The 21,734-nt window shown below is 47.4% G+C and carries 23 protein-coding genes; 11 read left to right on the top strand and 12 right to left on the bottom strand.

Going from position 1 to position 21,734, the window contains the following annotated elements; translation table 11 throughout:
- The first annotated feature begins 1 nt into the window (after position 1).
- Together QMA39_RS18445 and QMA39_RS18440 are read left to right on the top strand one after the other, a co-directional pair.
- A complete protein-coding gene (locus QMA39_RS18445; RefSeq protein WP_027956122.1) occupies positions 2-316 on the top strand; it encodes a multidrug efflux SMR transporter in 315 nt (104 codons plus the stop codon).
- 101 nt (positions 317-417) lie between these two features.
- Positions 418-543, top strand: coding sequence for a hypothetical protein (locus QMA39_RS18440; RefSeq protein WP_277988108.1), 126 nt, complete (start codon positions 418-420; stop codon positions 541-543).
- A gap of 37 nt (positions 544-580) precedes the next feature.
- Here QMA39_RS18440 and msrA read toward each other — a convergent pair whose 3' ends face one another.
- The 4 genes from msrA to nadE form a co-directional block, all read right to left on the bottom strand.
- The gene (gene msrA, locus QMA39_RS18435) at positions 581-1,267 is read right to left on the bottom strand and encodes a peptide-methionine (S)-S-oxide reductase MsrA (RefSeq protein WP_281659519.1); all 687 of its coding nucleotides are present in this window, start codon (positions 1,265-1,267) and stop codon (positions 581-583) included.
- Positions 1,268-1,344: 77 nt separating this feature from the next.
- Positions 1,345-3,255: an endonuclease MutS2 gene (locus tag QMA39_RS18430; RefSeq protein WP_281659518.1), complete on the bottom strand. Its 1,911-nt coding sequence runs from the start codon at positions 3,253-3,255 to the stop codon at positions 1,345-1,347.
- Positions 3,256-3,752: 497 nt separating this feature from the next.
- Complete coding sequence (locus QMA39_RS18425) at positions 3,753-4,178, bottom strand: isochorismatase family cysteine hydrolase (protein WP_281659517.1); 426 nt, start codon at positions 4,176-4,178, stop codon at positions 3,753-3,755.
- Positions 4,179-4,180: 2 nt separating this feature from the next.
- Entirely contained in the window at positions 4,181-4,441 is a 261-nt protein-coding gene (nadE, locus tag QMA39_RS18420; protein ID WP_281659516.1) for an NAD(+) synthase, read from the bottom strand.
- 68 nt (positions 4,442-4,509) lie between these two features.
- Between nadE and bshB2 the strand changes: the two genes are divergently transcribed.
- Together bshB2 and QMA39_RS18410 are read left to right on the top strand one after the other, a co-directional pair.
- On the top strand, positions 4,510-5,196 hold the full coding sequence (bshB2, locus tag QMA39_RS18415; RefSeq protein WP_211225375.1) for a bacillithiol biosynthesis deacetylase BshB2: 687 nt from the start codon (positions 4,510-4,512) through the stop codon (positions 5,194-5,196).
- Between the two features lie 164 nt (positions 5,197-5,360).
- Positions 5,361-6,095, top strand: coding sequence for a FixH family protein (locus QMA39_RS18410; protein WP_281659515.1), 735 nt, complete (start codon positions 5,361-5,363; stop codon positions 6,093-6,095).
- Positions 6,096-6,133: 38 nt separating this feature from the next.
- On the opposite strand, the gene typA is transcribed toward QMA39_RS18410, so the two are convergent.
- Positions 6,134-7,975: a translational GTPase TypA gene (typA, locus tag QMA39_RS18405; RefSeq protein WP_206934208.1), complete on the bottom strand. Its 1,842-nt coding sequence runs from the start codon at positions 7,973-7,975 to the stop codon at positions 6,134-6,136.
- 248 nt (positions 7,976-8,223) lie between these two features.
- Between typA and QMA39_RS18400 the strand changes: the two genes are divergently transcribed.
- On the top strand, positions 8,224-9,168 hold the full coding sequence (locus QMA39_RS18400; protein WP_281659514.1) for an RluA family pseudouridine synthase: 945 nt from the start codon (positions 8,224-8,226) through the stop codon (positions 9,166-9,168).
- Between the two features lie 809 nt (positions 9,169-9,977).
- Here QMA39_RS18400 and QMA39_RS18395 read toward each other — a convergent pair.
- Entirely contained in the window at positions 9,978-10,283 is a 306-nt protein-coding gene (locus tag QMA39_RS18395) for a 4a-hydroxytetrahydrobiopterin dehydratase (protein WP_027956131.1), read from the bottom strand.
- 2 nt (positions 10,284-10,285) lie between these two features.
- Positions 10,286-12,076: a M3 family oligoendopeptidase gene (locus QMA39_RS18390; RefSeq protein WP_281659513.1), complete on the bottom strand. Its 1,791-nt coding sequence runs from the start codon at positions 12,074-12,076 to the stop codon at positions 10,286-10,288.
- Between the two features lie 458 nt (positions 12,077-12,534).
- Between QMA39_RS18390 and QMA39_RS18385 the strand changes: the two genes are divergently transcribed.
- Positions 12,535-13,446 carry a TIGR03571 family LLM class oxidoreductase gene (locus QMA39_RS18385; protein WP_281659539.1) on the top strand — a complete coding sequence of 304 codons (912 nt, stop codon included), beginning with the start codon at positions 12,535-12,537 and terminating at the stop codon, positions 13,444-13,446.
- 19 nt (positions 13,447-13,465) lie between these two features.
- On the top strand, positions 13,466-14,176 hold the full coding sequence (locus QMA39_RS18380; RefSeq protein WP_281659512.1) for a DUF5694 domain-containing protein: 711 nt from the start codon (positions 13,466-13,468) through the stop codon (positions 14,174-14,176).
- A 66-nt stretch (positions 14,177-14,242) separates the two neighbouring features.
- Here the strand turns inward: QMA39_RS18380 and QMA39_RS18375 are convergent, their stop codons facing one another.
- Positions 14,243-15,865 carry a BCCT family transporter gene (locus QMA39_RS18375; RefSeq protein ID WP_027956135.1) on the bottom strand — a complete coding sequence of 541 codons (1,623 nt, stop codon included), beginning with the start codon at positions 15,863-15,865 and terminating at the stop codon, positions 14,243-14,245.
- A 249-nt stretch (positions 15,866-16,114) separates the two neighbouring features.
- Here QMA39_RS18375 and QMA39_RS18370 point away from each other — a divergent pair, with 249 nt between their 5' ends.
- Positions 16,115-16,387 carry a hypothetical protein gene (locus tag QMA39_RS18370; protein WP_027956136.1) on the top strand — a complete coding sequence of 91 codons (273 nt, stop codon included), beginning with the start codon at positions 16,115-16,117 and terminating at the stop codon, positions 16,385-16,387.
- A 1-nt stretch (position 16,388) separates the two neighbouring features.
- On the opposite strand, the gene QMA39_RS18365 is transcribed toward QMA39_RS18370, so the two are convergent.
- Positions 16,389-16,643, bottom strand: a complete 255-nt coding sequence (locus tag QMA39_RS18365) for a hypothetical protein (RefSeq protein WP_027956137.1) — start codon at positions 16,641-16,643, stop codon at positions 16,389-16,391.
- Positions 16,644-16,757: 114 nt separating this feature from the next.
- Positions 16,758-17,180, bottom strand: a complete 423-nt coding sequence (locus QMA39_RS18360; protein WP_206934198.1) for a hypothetical protein — start codon at positions 17,178-17,180, stop codon at positions 16,758-16,760.
- 250 nt (positions 17,181-17,430) lie between these two features.
- On the opposite strand from QMA39_RS18360, the gene purU reads away from it, so the two are divergent.
- A complete protein-coding gene (purU, locus tag QMA39_RS18355) occupies positions 17,431-18,327 on the top strand; it encodes a formyltetrahydrofolate deformylase (RefSeq protein WP_027956139.1) in 897 nt (298 codons plus the stop codon).
- A 102-nt stretch (positions 18,328-18,429) separates the two neighbouring features.
- On the top strand, positions 18,430-18,924 hold the full coding sequence (locus QMA39_RS18350; protein WP_281659511.1) for a L,D-transpeptidase family protein: 495 nt from the start codon (positions 18,430-18,432) through the stop codon (positions 18,922-18,924).
- 2 nt (positions 18,925-18,926) lie between these two features.
- On the opposite strand, the gene QMA39_RS18345 is transcribed toward QMA39_RS18350, so the two are convergent.
- Both QMA39_RS18345 and QMA39_RS18340 read right to left on the bottom strand, forming a co-directional pair.
- Positions 18,927-19,586, bottom strand: coding sequence for a reverse transcriptase-like protein (locus QMA39_RS18345; protein WP_027956141.1), 660 nt, complete (start codon positions 19,584-19,586; stop codon positions 18,927-18,929).
- Positions 19,587-19,712: 126 nt separating this feature from the next.
- Positions 19,713-21,290 (bottom strand): acyl--CoA ligase, encoded by a 1,578-nt coding sequence (locus QMA39_RS18340; protein WP_281659510.1) that lies wholly within the window; start codon positions 21,288-21,290, stop codon positions 19,713-19,715.
- A 157-nt stretch (positions 21,291-21,447) separates the two neighbouring features.
- Between QMA39_RS18340 and QMA39_RS18335 the strand changes: the two genes are divergently transcribed.
- A complete protein-coding gene (locus QMA39_RS18335; RefSeq protein WP_027956143.1) occupies positions 21,448-21,657 on the top strand; it encodes a hypothetical protein in 210 nt (69 codons plus the stop codon).
- Positions 21,658-21,734: the final 77 nt, after the last annotated feature.

Raw genomic sequence — 21,734 nt, 5'->3', positions numbered from 1 at the left:
CATGGCTTGGATTTTCTTACTTCTCGCCGGAACAGGGGAAATGACTTCCATGTTCTTTTTAAAATTGTCGGATGGCTTTAAAAAAAAGCTGCCGACACTGGGCGCCGCCATTGCGATGAGCGGCAGTCTCTACTTCCTCTCCTTGTCCTTGAATCACCTGCCGATTGGAACGGCTTATGCGATCTGGACAGGAATCGGATCGGCAGGAACCGTCCTGCTGGGCATCCTCTTTTTTAATGAGAAAGCAACACCGAAACGGATGTTGTTTATTGCCTGTATTCTTACTGGTATCATCGGTTTGAAATTGGTTTCATAATATCCATCAGAACCTTGTGTTCTTTTCAAAGAATGCTTACAATAAAAGGAGCAGGATGCTGCAGTACGTCGAGATTTCTGCAGTGATGGAGGAATAGGAAGATGCGTAGAGTGTTAATGGCGGTATTAGTAATCATTGTGCTTGGTTTCAGTTATGTAGGATACACCAATATAGATCCTGAAGTAGATGCCAATCGTGAGATTCCTCAGGAAACGAAGCAATATTAAAAAGCCTTTCCGCTTCAAAGCGGAAAGGCTTTTATTTTTATTTTGTTGGAAGATCCACGTTCAGATCTTCTCCCCACGTTTCTTCAAGATACTGGTCGCGCCCGGAATTCCCTCGGTAGTAGTCATAGCGGAGCTTGTTTTTCTTGTAATAATCCTGATGATATTCCTCCGCCCGGTAAAACGTCTCTGCTTCAACAATCGGTGTTACGATGTCCTGATCGAAGCGGCCGGACTGTTCGAGTTCTCTGCGTGACTGTTCTGCCGCCTGTCTCTGCTCATCATTAAGATAAAACACCGCTGTCGTATATTGATAGCCACGGTCTACAAACTGACCTTCATCATCCGTCGGGTTGATCTGCCTCCAGAAAACATCAAGGATCTGCGCATAGGAAATCACATCAGGGTCGAAATAAACCTGCACCGCTTCAATGTGGCCGGTCCCCCCGGCAGACACTTCTTCATAAGTCGGATTTTCCACGTCTCCGCCTGTATATCCGGAGACGACACTGTGGACGCCCTTCAATTTTTCAAACGGTGGCTCCATACACCAGAAACATCCTCCAGCCAGCACAGCTGTTTCGTACCCTTCCGGAATTTCTGATGCAGCCACTTCCTCACTCTCATAATTCCGCTCTGTTACATAGGAGTAAATTTCAGGGACAGCAAATGCTGCGCCTATAAGCAGAACGATGATGCCGGCCGTCCATATCCTTTTTTTCTTCACACAGAGGCCTCCCTTGTTGTGTTGAATTTCTTTAAGCATACCACGGAATAAAAATTCCAGACAGAATTCTGCTGTCTTTACTCTTCATCCTCCAGGGTGAGTCCCTCCACATACTTGCGGTTCATCATCTTGTCGATTTTCCTGTACTCCTTCGACTTGAAGATGATATCAAAATCGTAGTCTTCCGGGTAAAGCTCTTCGGCCGGGATATGGAGCTTCAACCGTTTATGATTGTACGTCTTTTTCTCCCCCTTCACTTGAACTACATAATTGCCTCTTGCATCCGGGCCTGTGTAGACGATACCGGCCGCATCTGAATCAGGGACATGCACATTATCACCCATCTTGAAAGAAGGCGGCTGCTTGCTGTCGTTACGCTTCCGGTTCTTCTTATACCGGTTGACGGCCACCTGACTGGCATAAGAGGAATGTTTGCGCTGTTCTTCCTCCAGCTTATAGGATGCCTCTTCCTTGTAGGTGATCCGATGAGCGTGGTTAAGAATATCTGGATGCAGTCCGAGCTTATAAGCGATGTCGAACGCCTGGCTCTCTCCAGCTGTACCCGTCTGCAGCTGATACGTCGGCTTCAACGTTTCCAGATCAAAAGCCATCGCACCGTTGATGAACCCAGCCTTTTCCTTCGCATAAGCTTTCATTTCACTATAATGAGTTGTAGCCAGAATATCCGATCCTTTGGCAGCCAGCTGATCCAGGATGGCTGTTGCAAGCCCCATTCCTTCTCCGGGTTCTGTACCGGATCCTATTTCGTCTAATAACAACAGCGAATGGTCGTTCGCTTTTTGTAAAATGTCAATCAAGTTCGTCAAACGTGAGCTGAACGTACTCAAATTCTCTTCAATGCTCTGACCGTCCCCAATGTCCACATAAATCGACTGGTATAACGGAAGGAGACTTCCCGGCTCTGCGGGAATGTGAAGTCCTGTCTGGGCCATCAGGCAGAACAAGCCGACGGTTTTCAATGTAACCGTCTTCCCGCCGGTATTGGGTCCCGTAATAAGAAGCGCCTGTTCTCCTTCATTCATGTGAAGGGTCAAGGGCACCGCCTTCTCCCCGAGCATCGGATGTCTGCCCTGATTGATTTTTACCTCGTGATCAGTAAATACCGGTGTATGAGCACCCGTCAGACGGCTGTATTTGGCCTTGGCGAATAAAACATCATACTGATGCATCGTCTCGACAGCTATGGAGAGATCCTGCTCATGTTCCAGCACCGCTCCAGTCAACGTATATAAAATCTGTTCGACTTCCTGCTCCTCACTGAACGTCAATAGCTGCCGTTCTTCCTGAAGACGGGTCACTTCTTCCGGTTCAACAAAGAGAGTGGCTCCAGACGCCGATTGATCGAGCACGGTTCCCTTCATTTTTGAGCGCTGCTCCCTTTTCACCGGCAGTGTCCACCGGCCGCCTTTATCCATGGGACGTGCCTCCTGCATGATGGACGCATACTTTTTAGCCAGGCTGTTCATTCGTTCCTTGATTTCCTCTGTTTTCTTCTCTCTTTTCCTCCTGATCTTTGCGAGCTCCTTTGAAGCATGATCGTCGACCCGCGCATGGCGTATCGCTGAAGCAATATCTTCTTCAAGACTGGTCAGCTCTGTCATGGATTCCGCATAAAAAGCAATCCTCGGAGCGATCAGCTGCTGCCCCTTCATAAACCGCTTCAGTTTCGTACAATGATCCAGGAAAGAAAGAAGAACCATCAACTGTCTCGGTTGAAGGTAGAGGCCTTTCTTCCCCTGCTCAAGCATCCCCTGAATGTCAGTGAGCGTATGGAGCGGAACACGGCTCTGGGTGGCAAGGATGGCTTTGGCTTCCTCTACTTCCTCATGCATCCGTTCCAATCGTCTTTGATCTTGAATCGGTCTTGACTCAATAATGGTCTGTTTTCCCAGTTCTGTATGGGCATGCTCAGCTGTACGGTTCAAAATTTCATGATATTCCAATACTTGAAAAGTTTGTTCGTTCAATGTGAATCCTCCTATATTTATCCATATAAAAAAGCCCGCGGCAAGCTGAATAAGCTCATCGCGGACTTTTGTGTGAACGTCGTCTGTTCCACGGGATACAAAAAAGCTGTGACTGAAAAGCAGCCACAGCTTCAAAGACGTATCTGTCCAGGCTATGCTTATGCTTGTTCTTAACTGTTCCTAAAAAGGCGGCACTTAAATAAGCATGCAACCGTGCATACTTTTTACACCTGATTAGAAACGTATCCAGTTCATGGATTAGTTAAGAACAACCACACTCATACATCATTCTCCTCTTTTATAAGGATCGTTCTGCGTGGAACAGACGATTCATCTCCTTCAATATAGGAGATTCACGGTCATTTGTCAACGAAAAAAACATCCTCCAGTTTACGCTCGGATGTCGGGGCGGTTTCTGCTCCCAGCGATCTACGGATGATTTTCATCGCATTTTCGTTACCATCACGCGATTCCGAGGCTGAGAGATTCGAAGGAACCTACAGCTCATAATCCCTCATATACGCATCGTTCGCTGTAAACAGAACACAAATGTCTCCGGCGACTCCTGATAAAATCAACCGGCTCACATCAAGCTGATTTAAAAGAATTTCCAACTGCGTCCCGAAAAAACCAGAATGCTTCGGCTTAATGATGAAGAAATCATCCTCCTCCGGTTGAGTGAGCTCCACCAGCGGCTCTCCCCGGGACTTCCGGCATGTATCAATGATGTCGGAGGCGTTGTCCTGCCATAGTCCGAAGTTGTCATTCACATAGATGACAGGAATCCCCTGCTCCTTCATTTCTTGTTTAAAGCCCTGCAGATCTTCGGCCGCAGGAAGAGCATACTCCAACAGATCCTTTCCTCCGTCAAAATCCAGCGTATTCATCATATCAATAATAAGAAGGGCGGTTGACGATTTCATGTTTAATCTCCCCGGTATTCTTCCGGCCCTGCAGGAATCTGCCGCTTATGGGCCGTCTGTTCATGTCTGTCTTTCAGTTTTTTCTCATCTTCGGGATCGATTTTCTCTCCGCGGAGGTAGGCGTCAATCGTATCGTAGGACATGCCAAGCTCATCTTCGTCCGTCTGCCCTTCCCACAATTCTGCACTAGGTTTTTTCTCAATGATGGAGGAAGGGACATCCAGCGCTCTCCCTTCCTTTTGATAAACCTGCCCTATAAACAAATGGCTTTTCATTTTTAAAAAAGTAGGCAATAATGGAGATTAGTGATCCTCTTCAAGGAGTGAAAGATATGATACAAAATGAACAACACGTACTCGTGATCTTCCCCCACCCGGATGATGAAGCATTCGGTGTGTCCGGAACGATCTCCACTTATATAAATCAGGGCACGCCGTTAACCTACGCCTGCCTCACACTTGGGGAAATGGGAAGAAACCTCGGCCGCCCCACGTTCGCCACGAGGGAATCGCTGCCTGACATCCGGCGCAGAGAGCTTGTCAAAGCTGCCGAAGCTATGGGCATCGAAGATCTCCGTATGATGGGGCTCCGGGATAAAACTCTGGAATTCGAAGACGATACAGAAATGAAAAACATGGTAAGCCAGCTCATCGACGAGTTGAACCCATCCCTTGTCATCAGTTTTTATCCAGGCTATGCCGTCCATCCCGACCATGAAGCGACAGCGCGCGCCGTCGTCCGGGCGCTGCGTGACATCGATGAAGACAAACGCCCGAAGTTCCATGCTGTTGCCTTTGCCAATGATACAGAGGAAAACCTGGGGAGTCCGGACGTGATTAACGACATCCGCGGTGTCCAGGAACAGAAAATGAATGCCATGCGCGCCCATATCTCCCAGACAGCTGCTATGCTGGAAATGCTTGAAGAAGGCATCAAGGTCAACGATCCGGAAGCTCTTAAATGGGTGACCGAAGAGAAATTTTATACGTATGACTGGTCCAGCGATCAGGTCACCTAAAACACAACAGTCCTGCTCCATTGAGCAGGACTTTTTTTGTAGTTCCAACGATCCAAATCATTCTTGCCCTGGCAAATTTTCACCGGTCTGTCTAAATTCAGGACTCCATGACCATGATGGAAATGATATTCTATAAAAAGGGTCAACATAAAGGAGATGATTTTTTGAAGAACGCAGCCATTTTAGTGACAGCCCTTATACTTACGATTTTTATAACTGCCTGTGCTGATTCCGAAAACAGCGGAAGTGAAGACCAGGCCCCTCCCATACCTGAAGTTGAAGTGCTGCTCGAACAGCAGCCCTATCCAGTCAATGAACCCGTCGACATCCGCGCAGAAGTGACGCAGGGAGAGGAACCTGTCACTGATGCTTCTTATGTTAAGTTTGAAATCTGGAATACAGAGAAAGGACAGGATAACTCGGTAACGAAAGAAGCCGAACATACAGAAGACGGCATTTACGAGCTGTCCTATACGTTTGAACAGGATGGCTCCTACCAGGTGATCGCACACACGCAAGTCGATGATCTGCATACGATGCCGCAAAAAGAAGTACAAGTAGGACAGGGACAAGAGGGACAGGCCATGGATATGGAATCCAGCAAGTTTATGGTTCATTTGATGACAGAAGAAACATTCGCTGCCGGAAGTGAATCCATGCTTACGGCCCATATTAATCATATGGAGGAACCTTTCACAGAAGGTAAGGTGAAATACCTCATTACACCTGAAGCAGGTGGTGAGGAAACCGAAGTCACGGCTGAAGAAAAACAGCCGGGGGAATACCAAGGATCCTACACGTTCGAGGAAGCAGGGAACTATACAGTTACCGTCGTTTATGAACAGGAAGAGAAAGACCTTCAAGGTGAAAAACAGCAGACCATAGAAGTGATCGAATAAAAAAAGGACCACCGGGCTGCCCGGTGGTCCTTTCACTATTATACGTCCGTATTTTGAAGCTTTTTCTTCTTCGCCATTTTTTCGCGCTCGTTCTTGTTCAAGAATTTCTTACGAAGACGAACGTTCTCTGGAGTAACCTCACAGTATTCGTCATCATCAAGATACTCAATCGCTTCTTCGAGCGTCATTTGACGGGTTTTCTTGATTGTATTCGTCGTGTCTTTGTTCGCAGAACGAATGTTGGTCAAGTGTTTTTCTTTCGTGATGTTGACAGTCAAGTCGTTCTCACGGTTGTGCTCTCCGACAATCATACCTTCGTACACTTCTGTACCCGGTTCCACGAAGATGGTACCGCGGTCCTCAAGGTTCATGATGCCGTACGTGGAAGCTTTCCCTTTATCAAGAGACACAAGGACACCTTCGCGACGTCCGCCAACCTGGCCTTTTACAAGGGGCGCATAGCCATCAAAAGTATGGTTCAAAATTCCATATCCGCGTGTCTGCGTCATGAATTCTGTCGCATAACCAATAAGACCACGAGATGGTACAAGGAACTCAAGACGGACTTGTCCATTACCATCATTGACCATGTCCTGCATTTCACCTTTACGGTAACCAATGGATTCCATAACGGCACCCTGGTACTCTTCCGGTGTATCGATTTGAACGCGCTCAACAGGCTCACAAGTCTGACCGTCGATTTCCTTCAGAATTACCTTAGGTTTGGAAAGCTGAAGCTCATAGCCTTCCCGACGCATATTTTCCACCAGGATGGAAAGGTGAAGTTCACCACGTCCAGATACTGTAAAGGCATCTGGGGAATCTGTAGGGTCGACACGCAGGCTGACATCTGTTTCCAGCTGTGTCATCAAACGTTCTTCAATTTGACGGGATGTTACATATTTACCTTCACGACCGGCAAAAGGACTATTGTTGACAAGGAATGTCATCTGCAGAGTCGGTTCATCGATACGAGGGATTTCCATCGCATCCTGATGTTCCGGCAGACAGACCGTTTCTCCGACGTTAATATCTTCAAGGCCGGAAAGGGCGATGATGTCACCCGCTTTGGCTTCTTCGATTTCGACACGCTTCAAGCCTATGAAACCGAATAGTTTGGAAATACGGAAGTTTTTCACTGAACCGTCCTTCTTCATCAAGGAAACCTGCTGACCGACTTTAATTTGACCATTGAAGACACGTCCGACACCAATACGGCCGAGGTAGTCGTTATAGTCAAGCAGAGTCACCTGGAATTGAAGCGGATCTTCTTTCGTATCGTGCGGAGCAGGGATGTTGTTCATGATCAGCTTAAAGATCGGATCCATCGTTTCCTGCTGGTCTTCAGGCTCATCGCCGGATGTACCATTAAGAGCAGACGCATAAACGACAGGGAATTCAAGCTGTTCGTCATCCGCTCCAAGCTCGATGAACAGATCCAGTACTTCATCGACGACTTCGTCAGGGCGGGCGTTCGGACGGTCGATTTTGTTAAGAACAACAACTGGTGTCAGTTTCTGTTCCAGCGCCTTTTTCAAAACAAATCGGGTTTGCGGCATACAGCCTTCGTACGCATCGACAACAAGAAGAACGCCGTCTACCATTTTAAGGATACGTTCTACTTCTCCACCAAAGTCGGCGTGACCTGGTGTATCTAAAATATTAATACGGGCATCGTTATAATTGATCGCGGTGTTCTTAGCAAGAATCGTAATGCCGCGTTCTTTTTCCAAATCGTTAGAGTCCATAGCGCGCTCATCGACATGCTCGTTATCGCGGAAAGTTCCGGAATAGTGAAGCATCTGGTCAACCAGCGTTGTTTTACCGTGGTCAACGTGTGCGATGATGGCTATATTACGAATATCATCTCTGTGTTGCATGAAGCACACACCTCTTTCGTATCGCAAATATTATTCAACCGTTCTATTATAACACAACTGCTTTAGGATCGATACCAGATTTACTTAGAGTTAACGATAGACAGCTGTCTGGTTTTGCACCTTCCCGGCAGAATCACTTCTATTCCCCATTGCACCACAGATATGGAAACAAGTAAAATAAAATCAATTGGTCCAGGTTCCTTCGAAAAAGAACCGGATACACAGCAGTCAGAAATTAGGTGTCCATCATGAAAACAAGCCGGGACGGGGAATGGCTCAACGTCATCATCCCCTTTAAATGGGACGGTTTAACAATCGAAAAAATCCTGACAAAACAGTGGCATGTGCCGAGGAAACTGATGCATCGTTTCCGTTCCCAGAATGAGGTGATGCTGAACAACACCTTTCCTCATTACAAAACAACGAACGTCCACTCCGGGGATCACCTCCGCCTCCGGCTTTTCGGACCGGAGCCCTTAGAGGTAACTCCATCGTTCATGTCCATCGACCCCGTTTTTGAGGATGATCATCTGCTTGTCATCAATAAACCGGCCGGTGTGTTCACGCACCCGAACCGGCCGGATGAACACGATACCCTTGTCAACGGAGCCGCCGGATATTTCCAGAGGCAAGGTATACCCTCTACTCCGAAGTATGTCCACCGGCTCGACCGGGATACATCCGGAGCCATATTATTTGCCAAGCATGCACTGGCTACAGCGATGCTCGGAAAAGAAATCCAGGAAAGGAAGATCAAACGCTCCTACCTGGCCTGGGTTCACGGCAGACTTCTTCCGGAGCAGGGGACGATCATTAAACCGATCGGCAAAGATCCGGAACATACCGTAAAACGAATGGTCTCTGAGGACGGCCGGTATGCAGAGACGCATTACACCGTGTTAAGCTATGATGCCGTCCATGACAGCTCTCTTATCATGCTGCAGCTAGAAACGGGGCGCACCCATCAAATCCGTGTGCACTTGAGCTCGATCGGATATCCATTGATCGGGGATACGCTGTACGGGGGAAAAGGAAATATCCATTATAAACAGGCTCTTCATGCGGCCAGACTGACGTTCGTTCATCCTTTTACTGAAGAAATGATTCATTGTTATGCACCGCCCGCCCCATCGTCAACGTTATTTACCGATGCTCATATCGATTTACTGAAACAGATAAAAAACCGCTCCTGATCCCAGGAGCGGTTTCATCTTGTAGAGTACAAGCTTTTTTCTTTCTTACCGCCAGCAGCGAAAGCCCCTTCCCTTTCCGCGGACGAGCGCCCGAGCTTCCTCGCAAAACCCACGCTCGGTGATCTCGGCCCACTCGTTCTTCCGCAGGAGTGGAAGGGGCACCGCTCCTTGGGCATTCTTTAAAATTGAAAAAGACTCTCCTTCACTTAGCTCACCCTTGCTGGATGGAGGACAATCTTTTTCATATTCCGGCAGGCAGCCGTCATCAGCGCCTGTTCTTCCCTTTTTGTTTTCCACGCAAGCGGCCATAGCGCAGCTCATGCCGTTCTTTTGAATCCGCGAACCTGCTTAGTGCACAATCTCTCTCCTCTATATTCTAACGTCGGCATGAGGAGCGTTCGGTGGTGATGCCTGCGGGAACAGCACGGACCGAAGATCCACTTGGGCAGGCGATCTTCCTGACCAAGTCAGCTGAGGGCGTGCCCGCGGCATTCATCCACCGATAAGCGGAATGTGACCCTTCACACGACAAATGGAAAACTCTAACTGGTTACCACAGACTTTTTCTATAGCCAAAAACCGCTCCTGATTTTAGGAGCGGTTTTTTCCTCAACAAAGTTCCCGATGATTCCTTCTTCCGTGGATGAACATCCAGTCATTCATTCTTTCATCCCCCTCGGGTAGAGGCGGAGGCACGAGAAGCTTATCGGTGGTAATGGCTGACCGGTAAGCGAAACGTGACCCCCTGTGAAATTAAGATAGTTCCTGTTATAACCGTTTGTTTGCCTTAAAGTACGTTCGGCGCCTTATCATTTCTGTTGAATAGACTGATAAATACTGTCGTACTTCCGGGCGCACTCCAGATCAAGTTCTGTCAGGCCCCCGGCATTCCAGGAGGTCAGTTTCAACGTCACCATCTTATAATCAATGCTGATGAACGGATGGTGCTGGATTTCTTCGGCATACTCCGCAATCAAATTGACAAAACGGACGCCTGTTAAAAAATCCTGGAATCGATAGCGTTTCGTAATGAATTTCTCATCGGCCAGCTTCCATCCATCCAGTTCCGTGACTCTCTGCTGCTTGACTTCTTCCGGAATACGCGTTTCATCCATCCTTATCCCTCCATTGATGCTTCACTGTATTTCATAAATGCATCCAAATCGGCTGTGCACAATTCCACCGCATGTTCCCAGAACTCTCTTTCCTCCAGATTGACACCGAGGTGTTTCCAGGCCAATTCTTCCACAGTCATCTTCCCTGTATCCCTCAACAGGGCTGTGTAACGCTCTTCAAATTCAGGTCCGGTCTCCAGTGCCTTCGCATAGATTCCCGCACTGAACAGGTATCCGAAAGTGTAGGGGAAGTTGTAAAACGGAACATCGGTGATGTGGAAGTGAAGTTTAGATGCCCAGAACGTCGGATCATACTCTTCCAGCGTTTCCATGTAGGCTTCCTTCTGTGCTTCCAGCATTAATTCATTAAGACGGTCCTGAGATACAATTCCCTTTCTCCGTTCTTCGTAAAACCGTGTTTCAAAAAGGAAGCGGGCGTGGATATTCATAAAGAAAGCCACACTGCTCTGCACTTTTTCCTCGAGAAGCGTCATCTTCTCTTCCTTCGTGGACGCTTCTTTCACGGCTGCATCGGCAACAATCATTTCCGCAAACGTAGAAGCTGTTTCAGCTACGTTCATCGCATAGCCCTGGTTCAATACGGGAAGATCATTCATGACATGCTGATGATAGGCATGACCGAGTTCATGCGCCAGTGTGGCGACACTGGCCGGGCTGCCGGAGTAGGTCATGAAAATTCTTGTTTCTTCACTATCCGGAAAGCTGGTGCAGAATCCGCCCGGCTGCTTCCCTGGGCGGTCCTCAGCCTCTATCCAGCCTTTCTCAAATGCCATCTCAGCAAAATCGGCCATTTTAGGGCTGAACTTCCTGAACTGCTCGATAATAAAGGATGCCCCCTCCTGAAAGCTTTTTGTACTATCCGTCTTTCCGACAGGAGCTTCCACATCATAAAAACGAAGCTGGTCCACACCCAGAAGTTCTGCTTTTCTTCTCATATATGGAATGTAGGCTTGCTTATAATCGGTGATGACGTTCCACATGGTCTCAAGCGTCGCGGCACTCATCCGGTTGTAGTCGAGTGGCTCCTTGAGGACATTCTCCCATCCTCTATGTTTATAAGTTTGAAGGCGGAACCCGGATAAATGATTCAATGTTTCACTGAATACGTCCGCTTCGTTCTGCCACGCCTTCTGCAATTGATCAAAAGCTTCCTTGCGGACAGAACGGTCGGGGGAATCCAATTTATTAGAGGCTTGTCCAACCGATAAGGACCTGCCTTCCACTTCGACAGACAATTTAGCGACAAGCCGGTCATACATGAGCTCCCATGCGTCGTAGCCATCAACACTAAGGTCATTGATTAACGATTCCCGTGACGCATCCAGCTTATCTGCAGCCTTTTGTCTCCGCTCTTCAAGCACGAAGGACAGTTCCTTCAACGATGGCTGCTGTAGAAGCGAAGTCCAGATTTCATCATCAATGGTGATGAACGTCTCATCGAGCCGAACCAGCACATTATTCAGACGGGCTCCCAGTTCACTCCTCTTCGCCAGCCATTGACCAGCTCCTGTATCGTTCACATCCTGAGCCTGCAGGCAGCTCGTAAAGGCACTGAATTCTTCAAGCTCTTTCACAGCCACCTGAAGAGCCTCTATCATGTGATGTAATGGTTCCGTTTCATCTGTACTGGACGGCGGCATAAAGGATGAAATAAGCGATTCAAGCTCATCCAGATGAACCTCCAGCTGCTGGACATAGTTTTTTAATTCACTGGAATGGCTGCCGCCTTGAAAAAGGCTGTCCAGGTTCCACGTCATTGCATAGGTAGACATATACGTTTCCTCTCCCATCTATTATTGATTGCTTCTTCCATTATATCAGAGGTGAAAACTCCCCTGCGTGATGGCACATGAAAATCTCCGACATAAAAAAGTTACATTTTTGTAATATAAATGAAACCTTTCTGACTATTCAATCGTCATATAGAGTAGAATAAAAAATACATAGGAAGATTACATTTATACCTTTAAGGAGCGATGACATGAAAAAACGTATTGAGTACGACCGAACAGAAATCGTGAGTGTAGCCGGAGGTTCCGCTTTTCTCACTCTCGTCCTCTACCTGGTCATCTATGTCATTTGATTTCTAACGAGCGCCTATCCCCTGTGGAGATGGTGCTTTTTTAGTTCCTTTGATTAGAAGTCCAGCCTCCACCTCATTATAATGATAGGGAGAAAGAAACATGGAGGAGGAAGTATTTTGTTTGAAAACCATCCCGGATGGCAGAATATGCTCCAAAAAGACCACATATCTTTTGGACTTACGATCCCGATTGAAAATTACGATAAAGAGACACCGCTCATGGACGATCAAGTGCAGAAAGCGCAGTTGGCGGAAGAACTTGGCTTTCACTGCTTATGGCTTCAGGACGTCCTTCTTGAAGATCCAACGTTTGAGGACCCGGCAACCGGGCAGATCTTTGACAGCCTGATCTACTTGACCTACCTGGCGTCCCGGACCCGGTCCATCAATCTGGGGACTGCGGCATTAGTCATGCCGCTCCGCCACCCTTTACGCACAGCGAAGGAGCTGGCAAGCATTGAACGATTATTTCCCGGTCGTCTCATGGCCGGCATATCCTCCGGAGACCGGAGGAAGGACTTTGAAGGATTGAACATCCCTATCATGGAGCGTGGGAAATGGTTCAGAGAAGCCTATGATTTCTTTACGAAGGCCTTATATGAAGAGTACCCGGAAGCCGTCTCCTCTTTCGGCAAGCTTGATAAATCCAACCTCGTTCCTAAGCCGCCCAACCGGATTCCCGTATTTATGACGGGTTATTGTCAGCAGACGATCGACTGGATTGCTGAACACGGAGATGGGTGGATGTTTTATCCTCAGCGTCCAGAACAGCAGAAACAGACGATCGACATGTACAGGGAAAAAGTGAGAGGCTTCCATGGCGATGTTTTCCGTCCCTTTTTCATGCCGCTTCCTGTCATTCTTTCTGAAAACCCTGAGGCCCCTGTCAAGAAAATCCCTGCCGGCTATCAAACCGGACGCGAAGGTTTAAAGGATATTATCGAACAGTACCGTTCCGTTGGTGTGAACCATATGATGTTCGGCCTTTCCAAAAACCAACGACCGACAGCTGAGGTGATGCAGGAAATCGGTGAAGATATCCTGCCCTATTTCAAATGACCCGGAAAGGAATGATGATATGAAACCGGATATTATGCTTCTCGGCACTTTTCATATGGCTGTGGAGCCGGAAATGATCCATAAACATAAAGAGGAACTTTCCTCCCTGACCGCTTCCTTGAAAGAATGGAAGCCGACAAAGATTGCGGTGGAAAAGTCATTCTTCCTTGAGGAAGAACTCAATAAAAGGCTGGAGCAGTTCCTAAAGGGAGAGCAGGCACCTGCGTTCGATGAAGTGGAACAGATTGCTTTCCCGCTTGCTGCCTCCCTTGAACAGAACCACCTTTATCCTGTTGATGAGATTGTGGACATGTCCACCCCTTCCCTTGAGCAGGTATTCTCCTGGGCGGGGGAGCATCAGCCGGAGCTTCTCAACGATATTCTTTCCATACAGCAGGATGTAAAGCAGATGGAAGATAAACAAACCCTGGCCGGCTACTTCCGTTACATTAATCACGAGGATTACAAAGAACAACTGCAGCGTGTCTATATGAAGTTGACCCGTGTCGGGGACCGCCAGCACCAAATCGGTGTCCACTGGCTCAAACAGTGGCACCACCGCGACTTAGCCATGGCCGCCAACATCCTCCGTACAGCCGGCCCCGGCGACCGTGTCCTTGTTCTCGTCGGTGCCGACCACCTGCATCTGGTGGAGCAGTTTCTCCAGGAAAGCGGAGATGTGGTCATTCAGGACGTCGTCCCCTACCTTCCAGAAAAAAAGAACGTTTGACCCCCTTTCTTCTGCGGGAAAGAAAAAACCCTGAACCTCCAATGGAGGTTCAGGGTTTCCTTATCTTCAATCCGTATCTTTATCTTCAAGGGCCTCGAGGGCGGAACGCTTTTTCTTTTTCTTTCGGTTTTTCCAGCGCTTAATGTGAATGGTGGATGGCTCATAGTCGTCAGATTCGCGAATGTCCGTGTTGGAGGCCTTCATAAACGACCATGCAAGCAGGAACATAATGGCAATAAGCGGGAAGCCACCGACGATACTGGCCGTCTGGAGTGTATCCAGTCCACCGAGGAACATGAGAGCGAGCGGCATGATACATAATGCGAACGCCCAGAACAACCGGTTCCAGCGAAGCGGTTCACCCTCTACATTTCTCTGTGTCACAGACGCAAGAATGTAGGAAGAAGAATCAAAGGTCGTGGCAAGGAAAATGATAGCCAGGACCGTAAAGATCAAGACGATGAAATCAGACAGCGGCAGCTGGTTCATAATTTCAATAATGGTCGCCGGTGCCCCATTATCGTTCATGAAGGCAATGGCATCAAATTGTCCCGAAATCTGCAGATAAAGCCCGAAGTTCCCCATGATTCCGAAGAAAAGGACACATCCGATCGTACCATAGACCATCGTCCCGAGGATCATTTGACGGATGGTGCGTCCTCTCGAAATACGGGCTACAAACAAACCGACAAATGGAGCGTACACGAGCCACCATGCCCAGTAGAACACAGTCCAGTATTCAGGAAAGCTCGTCTTCTCAAACTGTCCGAGGTTTCCGAACGGCTCCATCCATGTAGCCATGCGGAAGAAGTTATCAGCAAGAACCCCGAGAGACGTAAACGTCGTTTCACTCATAAAACGGGTCGGTCCGAAAATGAAAATAAACGCAAGCAGGAAAATGGACAGCCATAAGTTCACATCACTAAGGATTTTAATCCCGCGTTTCAATCCTGAATAGGCACTGATCGCGAAAATCAATGTACAGAGCAGCATAATCCCACTTTTCAACCCGAGCGTGACCGGTATGCCTGTTAAATCGTTGACCCCCTGGGCAATCATCGGTGTTCCGAGCGCGAGCGTCGTTCCCGCACCGCCTAGAAGTCCGAACATAAACAGGACATCAATAATGGTACCGACTGGACCGTCCACCGTATCTCCGAGGACCGGACGTACGGCTTCAGATACTTTCAACACCGGCTTTTTCCGTACATAATAGAAGTAGGCAATCGGCAGTGCCGGCAGTGTGTAAATTGCCCAGGCAATCGGACCCCAGTGGAACATGCCGTAAGTAGAAGCCCACTTGATGGCTTCCTTCGACTCCGGCTCTACGCCGAAAGGAGGTCCCTGATAATAATACGCCCATTCAATGACAGCCCAGTAAAGAATACTGGAACCGATCCCGGCAGCGAAAAGCATCGCAGCCCAGGAGAATGTACTGAATTCAGGTTTTTCTCCTTCATCTCCGAGTTTGATGGCTCCATTTTTACTGAATGCAACATAGATTAAAAAAGCAAAAATGACAAATCCAAGAACCATATAAAGAACGCCGAAATTCTCTGTCATAAATGTATTGGCTTGAGACACAACTTCCTTCCCTGCCTCAGGGAAAATAATTAACGGAACGGTAACTCCGAGCAGTAAAATTAAGGCCCCAATAAACGTAGGCCAGTCAATAAGCTTCATTTTCAAGTGACATACATCCTTTCCTATACCTTTGTTAAGTAGTTTGAACTGCAAGGGTTAAAACATGCAATGCGGGGGATAAATCAGAGGATTAAGTAAATCGTACAGAATAAATTGTACCAATTGTATAGACAGAAGGCAAATCTTGATGTAAATCTAATACCCCATCCCAGGTAGAATATTCCTATTCAACAGATTTTTCGTCGGATTTCGACCAGAATGGACGTTTGACTGAATAAGGAAAGGAGGATGAACATGGACGGATTGAAGAAGGCAGTAGAGAAATGGTTCGGCCCCTTACTTTTACCGCTGTGGACAGCCATTCCTGTTGAAGTATGGCTGCTATTAAAAAAACCCCCGTTTTCGGGGGTTGAAGTGACGATGGTGATCATGGGCATTCTTTTTTTGGTTTTCGCAGGGACTGTAGAAACCGCCGCTGAAGAACCCGGATCCCGCGTCTTCGGTTTTCTTTACCTGCTGGCGGCCGTCTTCTTTGCTGCGGCAGGTCTTTACCGCTGGCTCTTCTAAATTATATAAAAAACAACCACGGGAGAATCATCGGGATCATGATGATGATCGTTACAATCAGCCATGCACTGGGATTATCGCTTGTGACCTGTTTACGGTAGGACATGGCCCATGCTGTCAGGAGCAGGACCGTCATAATCATACTGCGCAGATGAAGGTCTCCGTCTTTGTTATTCATAAATATGTACACGCCGCCCTCGACAACGATTAATATTCCGACTAAGATGTTAAAAATATGGGTGAACCAGCTATTCATCCGTCTGACTCCTTCCACTTATGGCTGTCTGTATCCTTTCCAAGTATAGTACAACCTGATTCTTTTAGGAAGAACGCCCTTGAAGGCAGACGAAGAAGCGCCGCCTTCCCCCCTTTACAATTGATCGATCAGTCCCTCCAGCTGCGGAGTGATTTCAAACCGCTCATGATCATTCTGCAGCACGTGCCAGAAATCTTTGTAAAAGTACGCTTCCAGTACAACGTCATGGGCACTGGATATGCGGAGAGCCCCCAGCACCTGCGCCCCTTTTTTCTCCCTTGCACTTGAAGGGCACTGTTTCATTGCCTTGAAAAACGACCGTATGTCTTCATCCGTGTCCATTCGGTAGGATGTCCGTTCTCCATCCAAGTCATAATAAGTAAGCGTCATCGGACGTTGGTAATCGCTCCATGAGTGGTGGGTAATGTCATCCTGTTCAAAGGATAATGGGCTGAAAAAAAACGTGTGGTGTATGTACCAGGTCGACAACACAAGAAAGGCAGTCAGAACTGCTGACGTCATTAATTTTTTCTTCACATATGCCATCCTTCCTGATTATTTCTTTGTATAGGCAGGACCTGTTACTTTTTCCGCCAGGATTTCTTTCTCTACCTCTCTATACGATAAGGAAAAGAAAAACGTTTCATAAATCTCAACGTTCCCTGTCACTATGTTTCATCTCATAATTGTCAAATCAAAAAGGTATAGATCGAATTTTGCGAAAACACGGTTTGCTTCAGGATTTATTTCCTCTACAATATAAAGAAACAACGAAAGGGGACCAGACATGACGTCTACCAACCAGCACATCCAGCACCACACAGAAAAAAACCAAAACAAAGCGCGGCTTCTCATCAGCTGTACAGATAAACCGGGAATAGTGGCTGCCATTTCCACATTCCTTCATGAACACGGAGCGAATATCGTGGAGTCCAATCAATACACAACACATCCGGATGAGGGGACGTTTTTCATACGCATCGAATTTGCCGCTTCGGATATGAAAGAAAAGGAAGAAACGTTTCAGGAAGGGTTCAAGGAAATAGCTGCCCAGTTCCATATGAAATGGCGCCTGACATTTTTATATAAACTCAAGAATATGGCCATCTTCGTTTCCAAAGAACTCCATTGTCTTCGAGAACTCCTTTACGAATGGGAAAGTGGCGGTCTTATGGCGGATATCCCTCTCGTCATCAGCAACCACAAGGAAGGAAAGGAGCTTGTCGAATCCTTCGGTATCCCTTTCTACCATATTCCCGCAAGTAAAGAGATCCGGCACGAAGTGGAAGAGGAACAACTGAAGCTTCTGAAGGAATACGACATCGATGTCATCGTACTTGCCCGATATATGCAGATTCTTACTCCACATTTCGTGTCGACCCACCCATCGAAGATCATTAACATTCACCATTCGTTCCTACCGGCCTTTATCGGGGCGAATCCACATAAACGGGCGCATAAACGGGGCGTTAAGCTGATAGGAGCCACCTGCCACTATGTAACAGATGACCTTGATGAAGGGCCCATCATCGAACAGGATGTCATCCGTGTCGATCACCGCAATCACATCGACGATTTAAAAAAGAAAGGGCGGTTGATTGAACGTACTGTTCTAAACCGAGGGGTCAAATGGGACCTGGAGGACCGCGTCATCGTTCACGAAAACAAAACCATCGTATTATAAATCGAAAAAACCAGACCTCCTTCTGACAACAACAAAGGGTCTGGTTTATTTTTTGTCTCACCTATGCATACAATGAGGTATAACTTCTGGGGAGATGATGGAATGCTCCATACGGTAAAACCGGGAGAAACCCTCTATCAAATATCAAGAGATTACCGGATGCCGCTGACAACCATTTTAGCCGTCAACTCCATTCCTAATCCGGATCTGATCAGGATCGGACAGAGAATTACAATCCCGGGGTACCCACCTGTAGAAACACAGCCGTACCAGCTGGATGTTTCCATCAATGAACGCCTGCTGAGGCTCTATAAAAACGGGCAGTTCGTAAAAGAATATCCAGTGGCCGTCGGGCGGATGCTTTATGAAACACCGATAGGGGATTTTATTATCCTGAATAAAGCCCCGGACCCCGGAGGACCATTCGGAACGATGTGGATGAGCTTATCAAAAGAACACTACGGCATCCACGGTACGAACAATCCGTCCTCTATTGGAAAAGCTGTATCCCGCGGATGTGTACGGATGTACAATGAAGACGTGGAAGAACTGGCGCTCACGATTCCGAACGGCACCCCCGTCACCATCCATTTATAAACCTATCCCTGTACTTCAGACGTACTCTCCACTTCTGTTCCCTGCAGGGCCTGAGTGGCAAGTCGGTCGCATTCACGGTTGTCTTTCCTTGATATGAGATGATAGGACGCCTCTACGGCCATGGCACCAAGCTTCTCATCGATCCGGTCCGCCCATTCATGAAGGGATTGTTCCATCGTCGGCCATTCTTCCTTCATTTGATTGATGACAACCTGGGAATCACCGATAAAACTTACAGGGATATGCTGAACCCCCATCGCCTCCAGTTCCTGTACAGCAAAATAAAGAGCAGCGTACTCCGCCTCATTGTTCGTTTCCATTTCCTCGACTGCAGCATTTTTCCTTAGACGCATAAACCGGCCGTCCTGCTCATAATAAATCGCGCATCCCAGACCAGCCTTCCTGTCATTCCTGTCGAACCCTCCGTCAAAATACACTCGTATGTTATGGGGCTCGGCGTCCACTTTTGCCATATACTTCTTCAGATCCTTCAGCTTCCATGAAGTATCATAATCATCAATAAATGCGATATCCTTCAACCGTCCTGTTTTTTCAAGGTCCTCCGCTATAAGAAGCGCTTCTCCCGGCGAAACAGGTTCAGACTTGAAAAAGACTTCCGTTTTGTTTTTTGCACGGTATGTAATCTCCACATGTATGTTCATAAGACTCCACCTTTCCACTTCGATGTAGGTTCCTGTTCTTTTAATCTGCCTATTTCCCGTCTATCTTATCACTTCAAACAAAAGAGAACGAAAAAACCGGAGACTGAATGCCTCCGGTTTTCCCTCTTAACTATGGAAGGATTTTTCCTTTTCCCTCAGTTCGATCCTTCGTATTTTTCCCGAGGTTGTTTTGGGAAGTTCATCGATAAACTCGATTTTTCTTGGATATTTATAAGGGGCCGTAAGCTCCTTCACATGAATCTGAAGATCCTCTACAATTTGACTGCCTTTTTCATACCCGGACTGCAGCACAACGAACGCTTTTACAATGTTGCCCCGGACTTCATCCGGACTTGCAACTACGGCACATTCCTGGACAGCCGGATGTTTGACGAGCGCATCCTCTACTTCAAATGGCCCGATCGTATACCCCGAGCTGATAATGATGTCATCACTGCGCCCTTCAAACCAGAAGTATCCATCCTCATCTTTTTTGGCTTGATCTCCTGTAATATAGTAATTGCCTCTTCTTGACATTTTCGTCCTCTCTGGATCTTTATAATACTCTTTAAAGAGCGCCGGGGTATCCAAGTGTACAGCAATATCCCCCACTTCATCCGCCCCGACAGGCACCCCCATTTCATCTACGATTTCAACTTGGTTGCCTGGTGTCGGCCGTCCCATCGATCCCGGCCGCACTTCCATATCCTTCATAATCCCGACGAGAAGTGTATTTTCCGTCTGACCGTAGCCGTCCCTGACAGTCACTTGAAAATGCCTCTGGAAGGTGTCGATAACTTCTCTGTTTAAAGGCTCCCCGGCCGAAACCGCGCTATGAAGATGTTGCAGGCTGTAATCGTTCAAGTTATCCACTTTCGCCATCAAACGGTATTCCGTCGGTGTGCAGCAGAGAACGTTCACGCCGTGCTTGTCCATAATGTCCAAATAGACATTCGGATTGAATTTCCCTTGATACACTAGTCCCCTCGCTCCTGTTCCCAGTACAGATAAAAACGGACTCCAAATCCATTTCTGCCATCCTGGTCCAGCTGTTGCCCACACCGTATCTTTATCTTCAATAGCCAGCCATTGATAAGCCGCTGTCTTTAAATGGGCATACCCCCATCCGTGCGTGTGAACGACCCCTTTTGGATTTCCGGTCGTTCCTGAAGTATAGGAGAGGAATGCCATATCTTCACGATCCGTGTCAGCAGCCGTCATCGTTCCGCTGTAATCTTCCATCAGACTGTCCAGGTGATGCCACCCTTCCCTTTGTTCACCGACGGAAAACCTCACAAGCTGATTGTATTCGCGGACCCCTTGAAACTGATCTGTATAAGGAGAATAACTGACAACGCCCCGGACTTCACCGTGACTGATCCGGTACTGAAGATCTTTCGTCCTCAGCATTTCAGAACTTGGAATAACGACAAGCCCGGCCTTCAGCGCCGCCGTGTAAACCTGATACGCTTCAATAAGACGTGGGATCATAACCAGGATTTTATCTCCCTGCTTTAATCCACAGTCAAGGAAAGCGTTCCCAATTTTATTTGCACGCTGCATCAGGCTCTGATATGTAACTTCTTTCGTTTCCCCCTGATCGTTTAACCATAAGAGAGCTTTACGCTCGGCATCGCCTGCATACTTTTCCATTTCAGAAACGACGTTGTACCGCTCCGGGGCAATCAACTCTTCTCGATTCATATGTCATCCTCCTCCATAATAACGTGCTGCATTTTCAACATCCCCATTATACCAATTTATCTAAATCTTTCAAATATTGTTCCTTTTATTCGGAACAATTGACAGATAATTAAAACTTTTCATATACTGATACTAACTGTAGAGAGGAGTGCGGCAGATGGAGTTTCGTCCAATGAGAAAGCAGCGTGTCATTCCAGGGTTCCCTCTCCTGTTCATTTCAGGAGTGATGTTGGCTTTATTTCTGTCCCTCTCCGTCGTCACAAACAATTACAATTACACCGCAGCTTCCGTTGTAAGTGTGATCATTATGAACGTGGCTCTCGCTTCCCCATCCATCCGAAAAAGCAGAAAAAAGAGCCTCCGGTAATGAACTATAACCCGAATAATGGACACTTATAAAAAAGTGCCCCGTTATTCGGGTTATTTCTATCTCTAGAAATTTAA

Origin of the sequence: Halobacillus sp. Cin3 (assembly GCF_947311855.1) — a bacterium.
GTDB lineage: Bacteria > Bacillota > Bacilli > Bacillales > Halobacillaceae > Halobacillus > Halobacillus kuroshimensis.
This window is presented reverse-complemented; position numbering and strand designations above follow the sequence as displayed.

What these genes read in the sequence shown, in the direction of transcription:
- QMA39_RS18335 (WP_027956143.1), top strand. Translation starts at nt 21,448, where the DNA reads ATGGAGTTTCGTCCAATGAGAAAGCAGCGTGTCATTCCAGGGTTCCCT.
- QMA39_RS18425 (WP_281659517.1), bottom strand. Translation starts at nt 4,178, where the DNA reads ATGAAATCGTCAACCGCCCTTCTTATTATTGATATGATGAATACGCTG.
- purU (WP_027956139.1), top strand. Translation starts at nt 17,431, where the DNA reads ATGACGTCTACCAACCAGCACATCCAGCACCACACAGAAAAAAACCAA.
- QMA39_RS18380 (WP_281659512.1), top strand. Translation starts at nt 13,466, where the DNA reads ATGAAACCGGATATTATGCTTCTCGGCACTTTTCATATGGCTGTGGAG.
- QMA39_RS18340 (WP_281659510.1), bottom strand. Translation starts at nt 21,290, where the DNA reads ATGAATCGAGAAGAGTTGATTGCCCCGGAGCGGTACAACGTCGTTTCT.
- QMA39_RS18365 (WP_027956137.1), bottom strand. Translation starts at nt 16,643, where the DNA reads ATGAATAGCTGGTTCACCCATATTTTTAACATCTTAGTCGGAATATTA.
- QMA39_RS18440 (WP_277988108.1), top strand. Translation starts at nt 418, where the DNA reads ATGCGTAGAGTGTTAATGGCGGTATTAGTAATCATTGTGCTTGGTTTC.
- typA (WP_206934208.1), bottom strand. Translation starts at nt 7,975, where the DNA reads ATGCAACACAGAGATGATATTCGTAATATAGCCATCATCGCACACGTT.
- QMA39_RS18445 (WP_027956122.1), top strand. Translation starts at nt 2, where the DNA reads ATGGCTTGGATTTTCTTACTTCTCGCCGGAACAGGGGAAATGACTTCC.
- QMA39_RS18385 (WP_281659539.1), top strand. Translation starts at nt 12,535, where the DNA reads ATGCTCCAAAAAGACCACATATCTTTTGGACTTACGATCCCGATTGAA.
- QMA39_RS18345 (WP_027956141.1), bottom strand. Translation starts at nt 19,586, where the DNA reads ATGAACATACATGTGGAGATTACATACCGTGCAAAAAACAAAACGGAA.
- QMA39_RS18395 (WP_027956131.1), bottom strand. Translation starts at nt 10,283, where the DNA reads ATGGATGAAACGCGTATTCCGGAAGAAGTCAAGCAGCAGAGAGTCACG.
- QMA39_RS18390 (WP_281659513.1), bottom strand. Translation starts at nt 12,076, where the DNA reads ATGTCTACCTATGCAATGACGTGGAACCTGGACAGCCTTTTTCAAGGC.
- QMA39_RS18400 (WP_281659514.1), top strand. Translation starts at nt 8,224, where the DNA reads ATGAAAACAAGCCGGGACGGGGAATGGCTCAACGTCATCATCCCCTTT.
- bshB2 (WP_211225375.1), top strand. Translation starts at nt 4,510, where the DNA reads ATGATACAAAATGAACAACACGTACTCGTGATCTTCCCCCACCCGGAT.
- QMA39_RS18370 (WP_027956136.1), top strand. Translation starts at nt 16,115, where the DNA reads ATGGACGGATTGAAGAAGGCAGTAGAGAAATGGTTCGGCCCCTTACTT.
- QMA39_RS18350 (WP_281659511.1), top strand. Translation starts at nt 18,430, where the DNA reads ATGCTCCATACGGTAAAACCGGGAGAAACCCTCTATCAAATATCAAGA.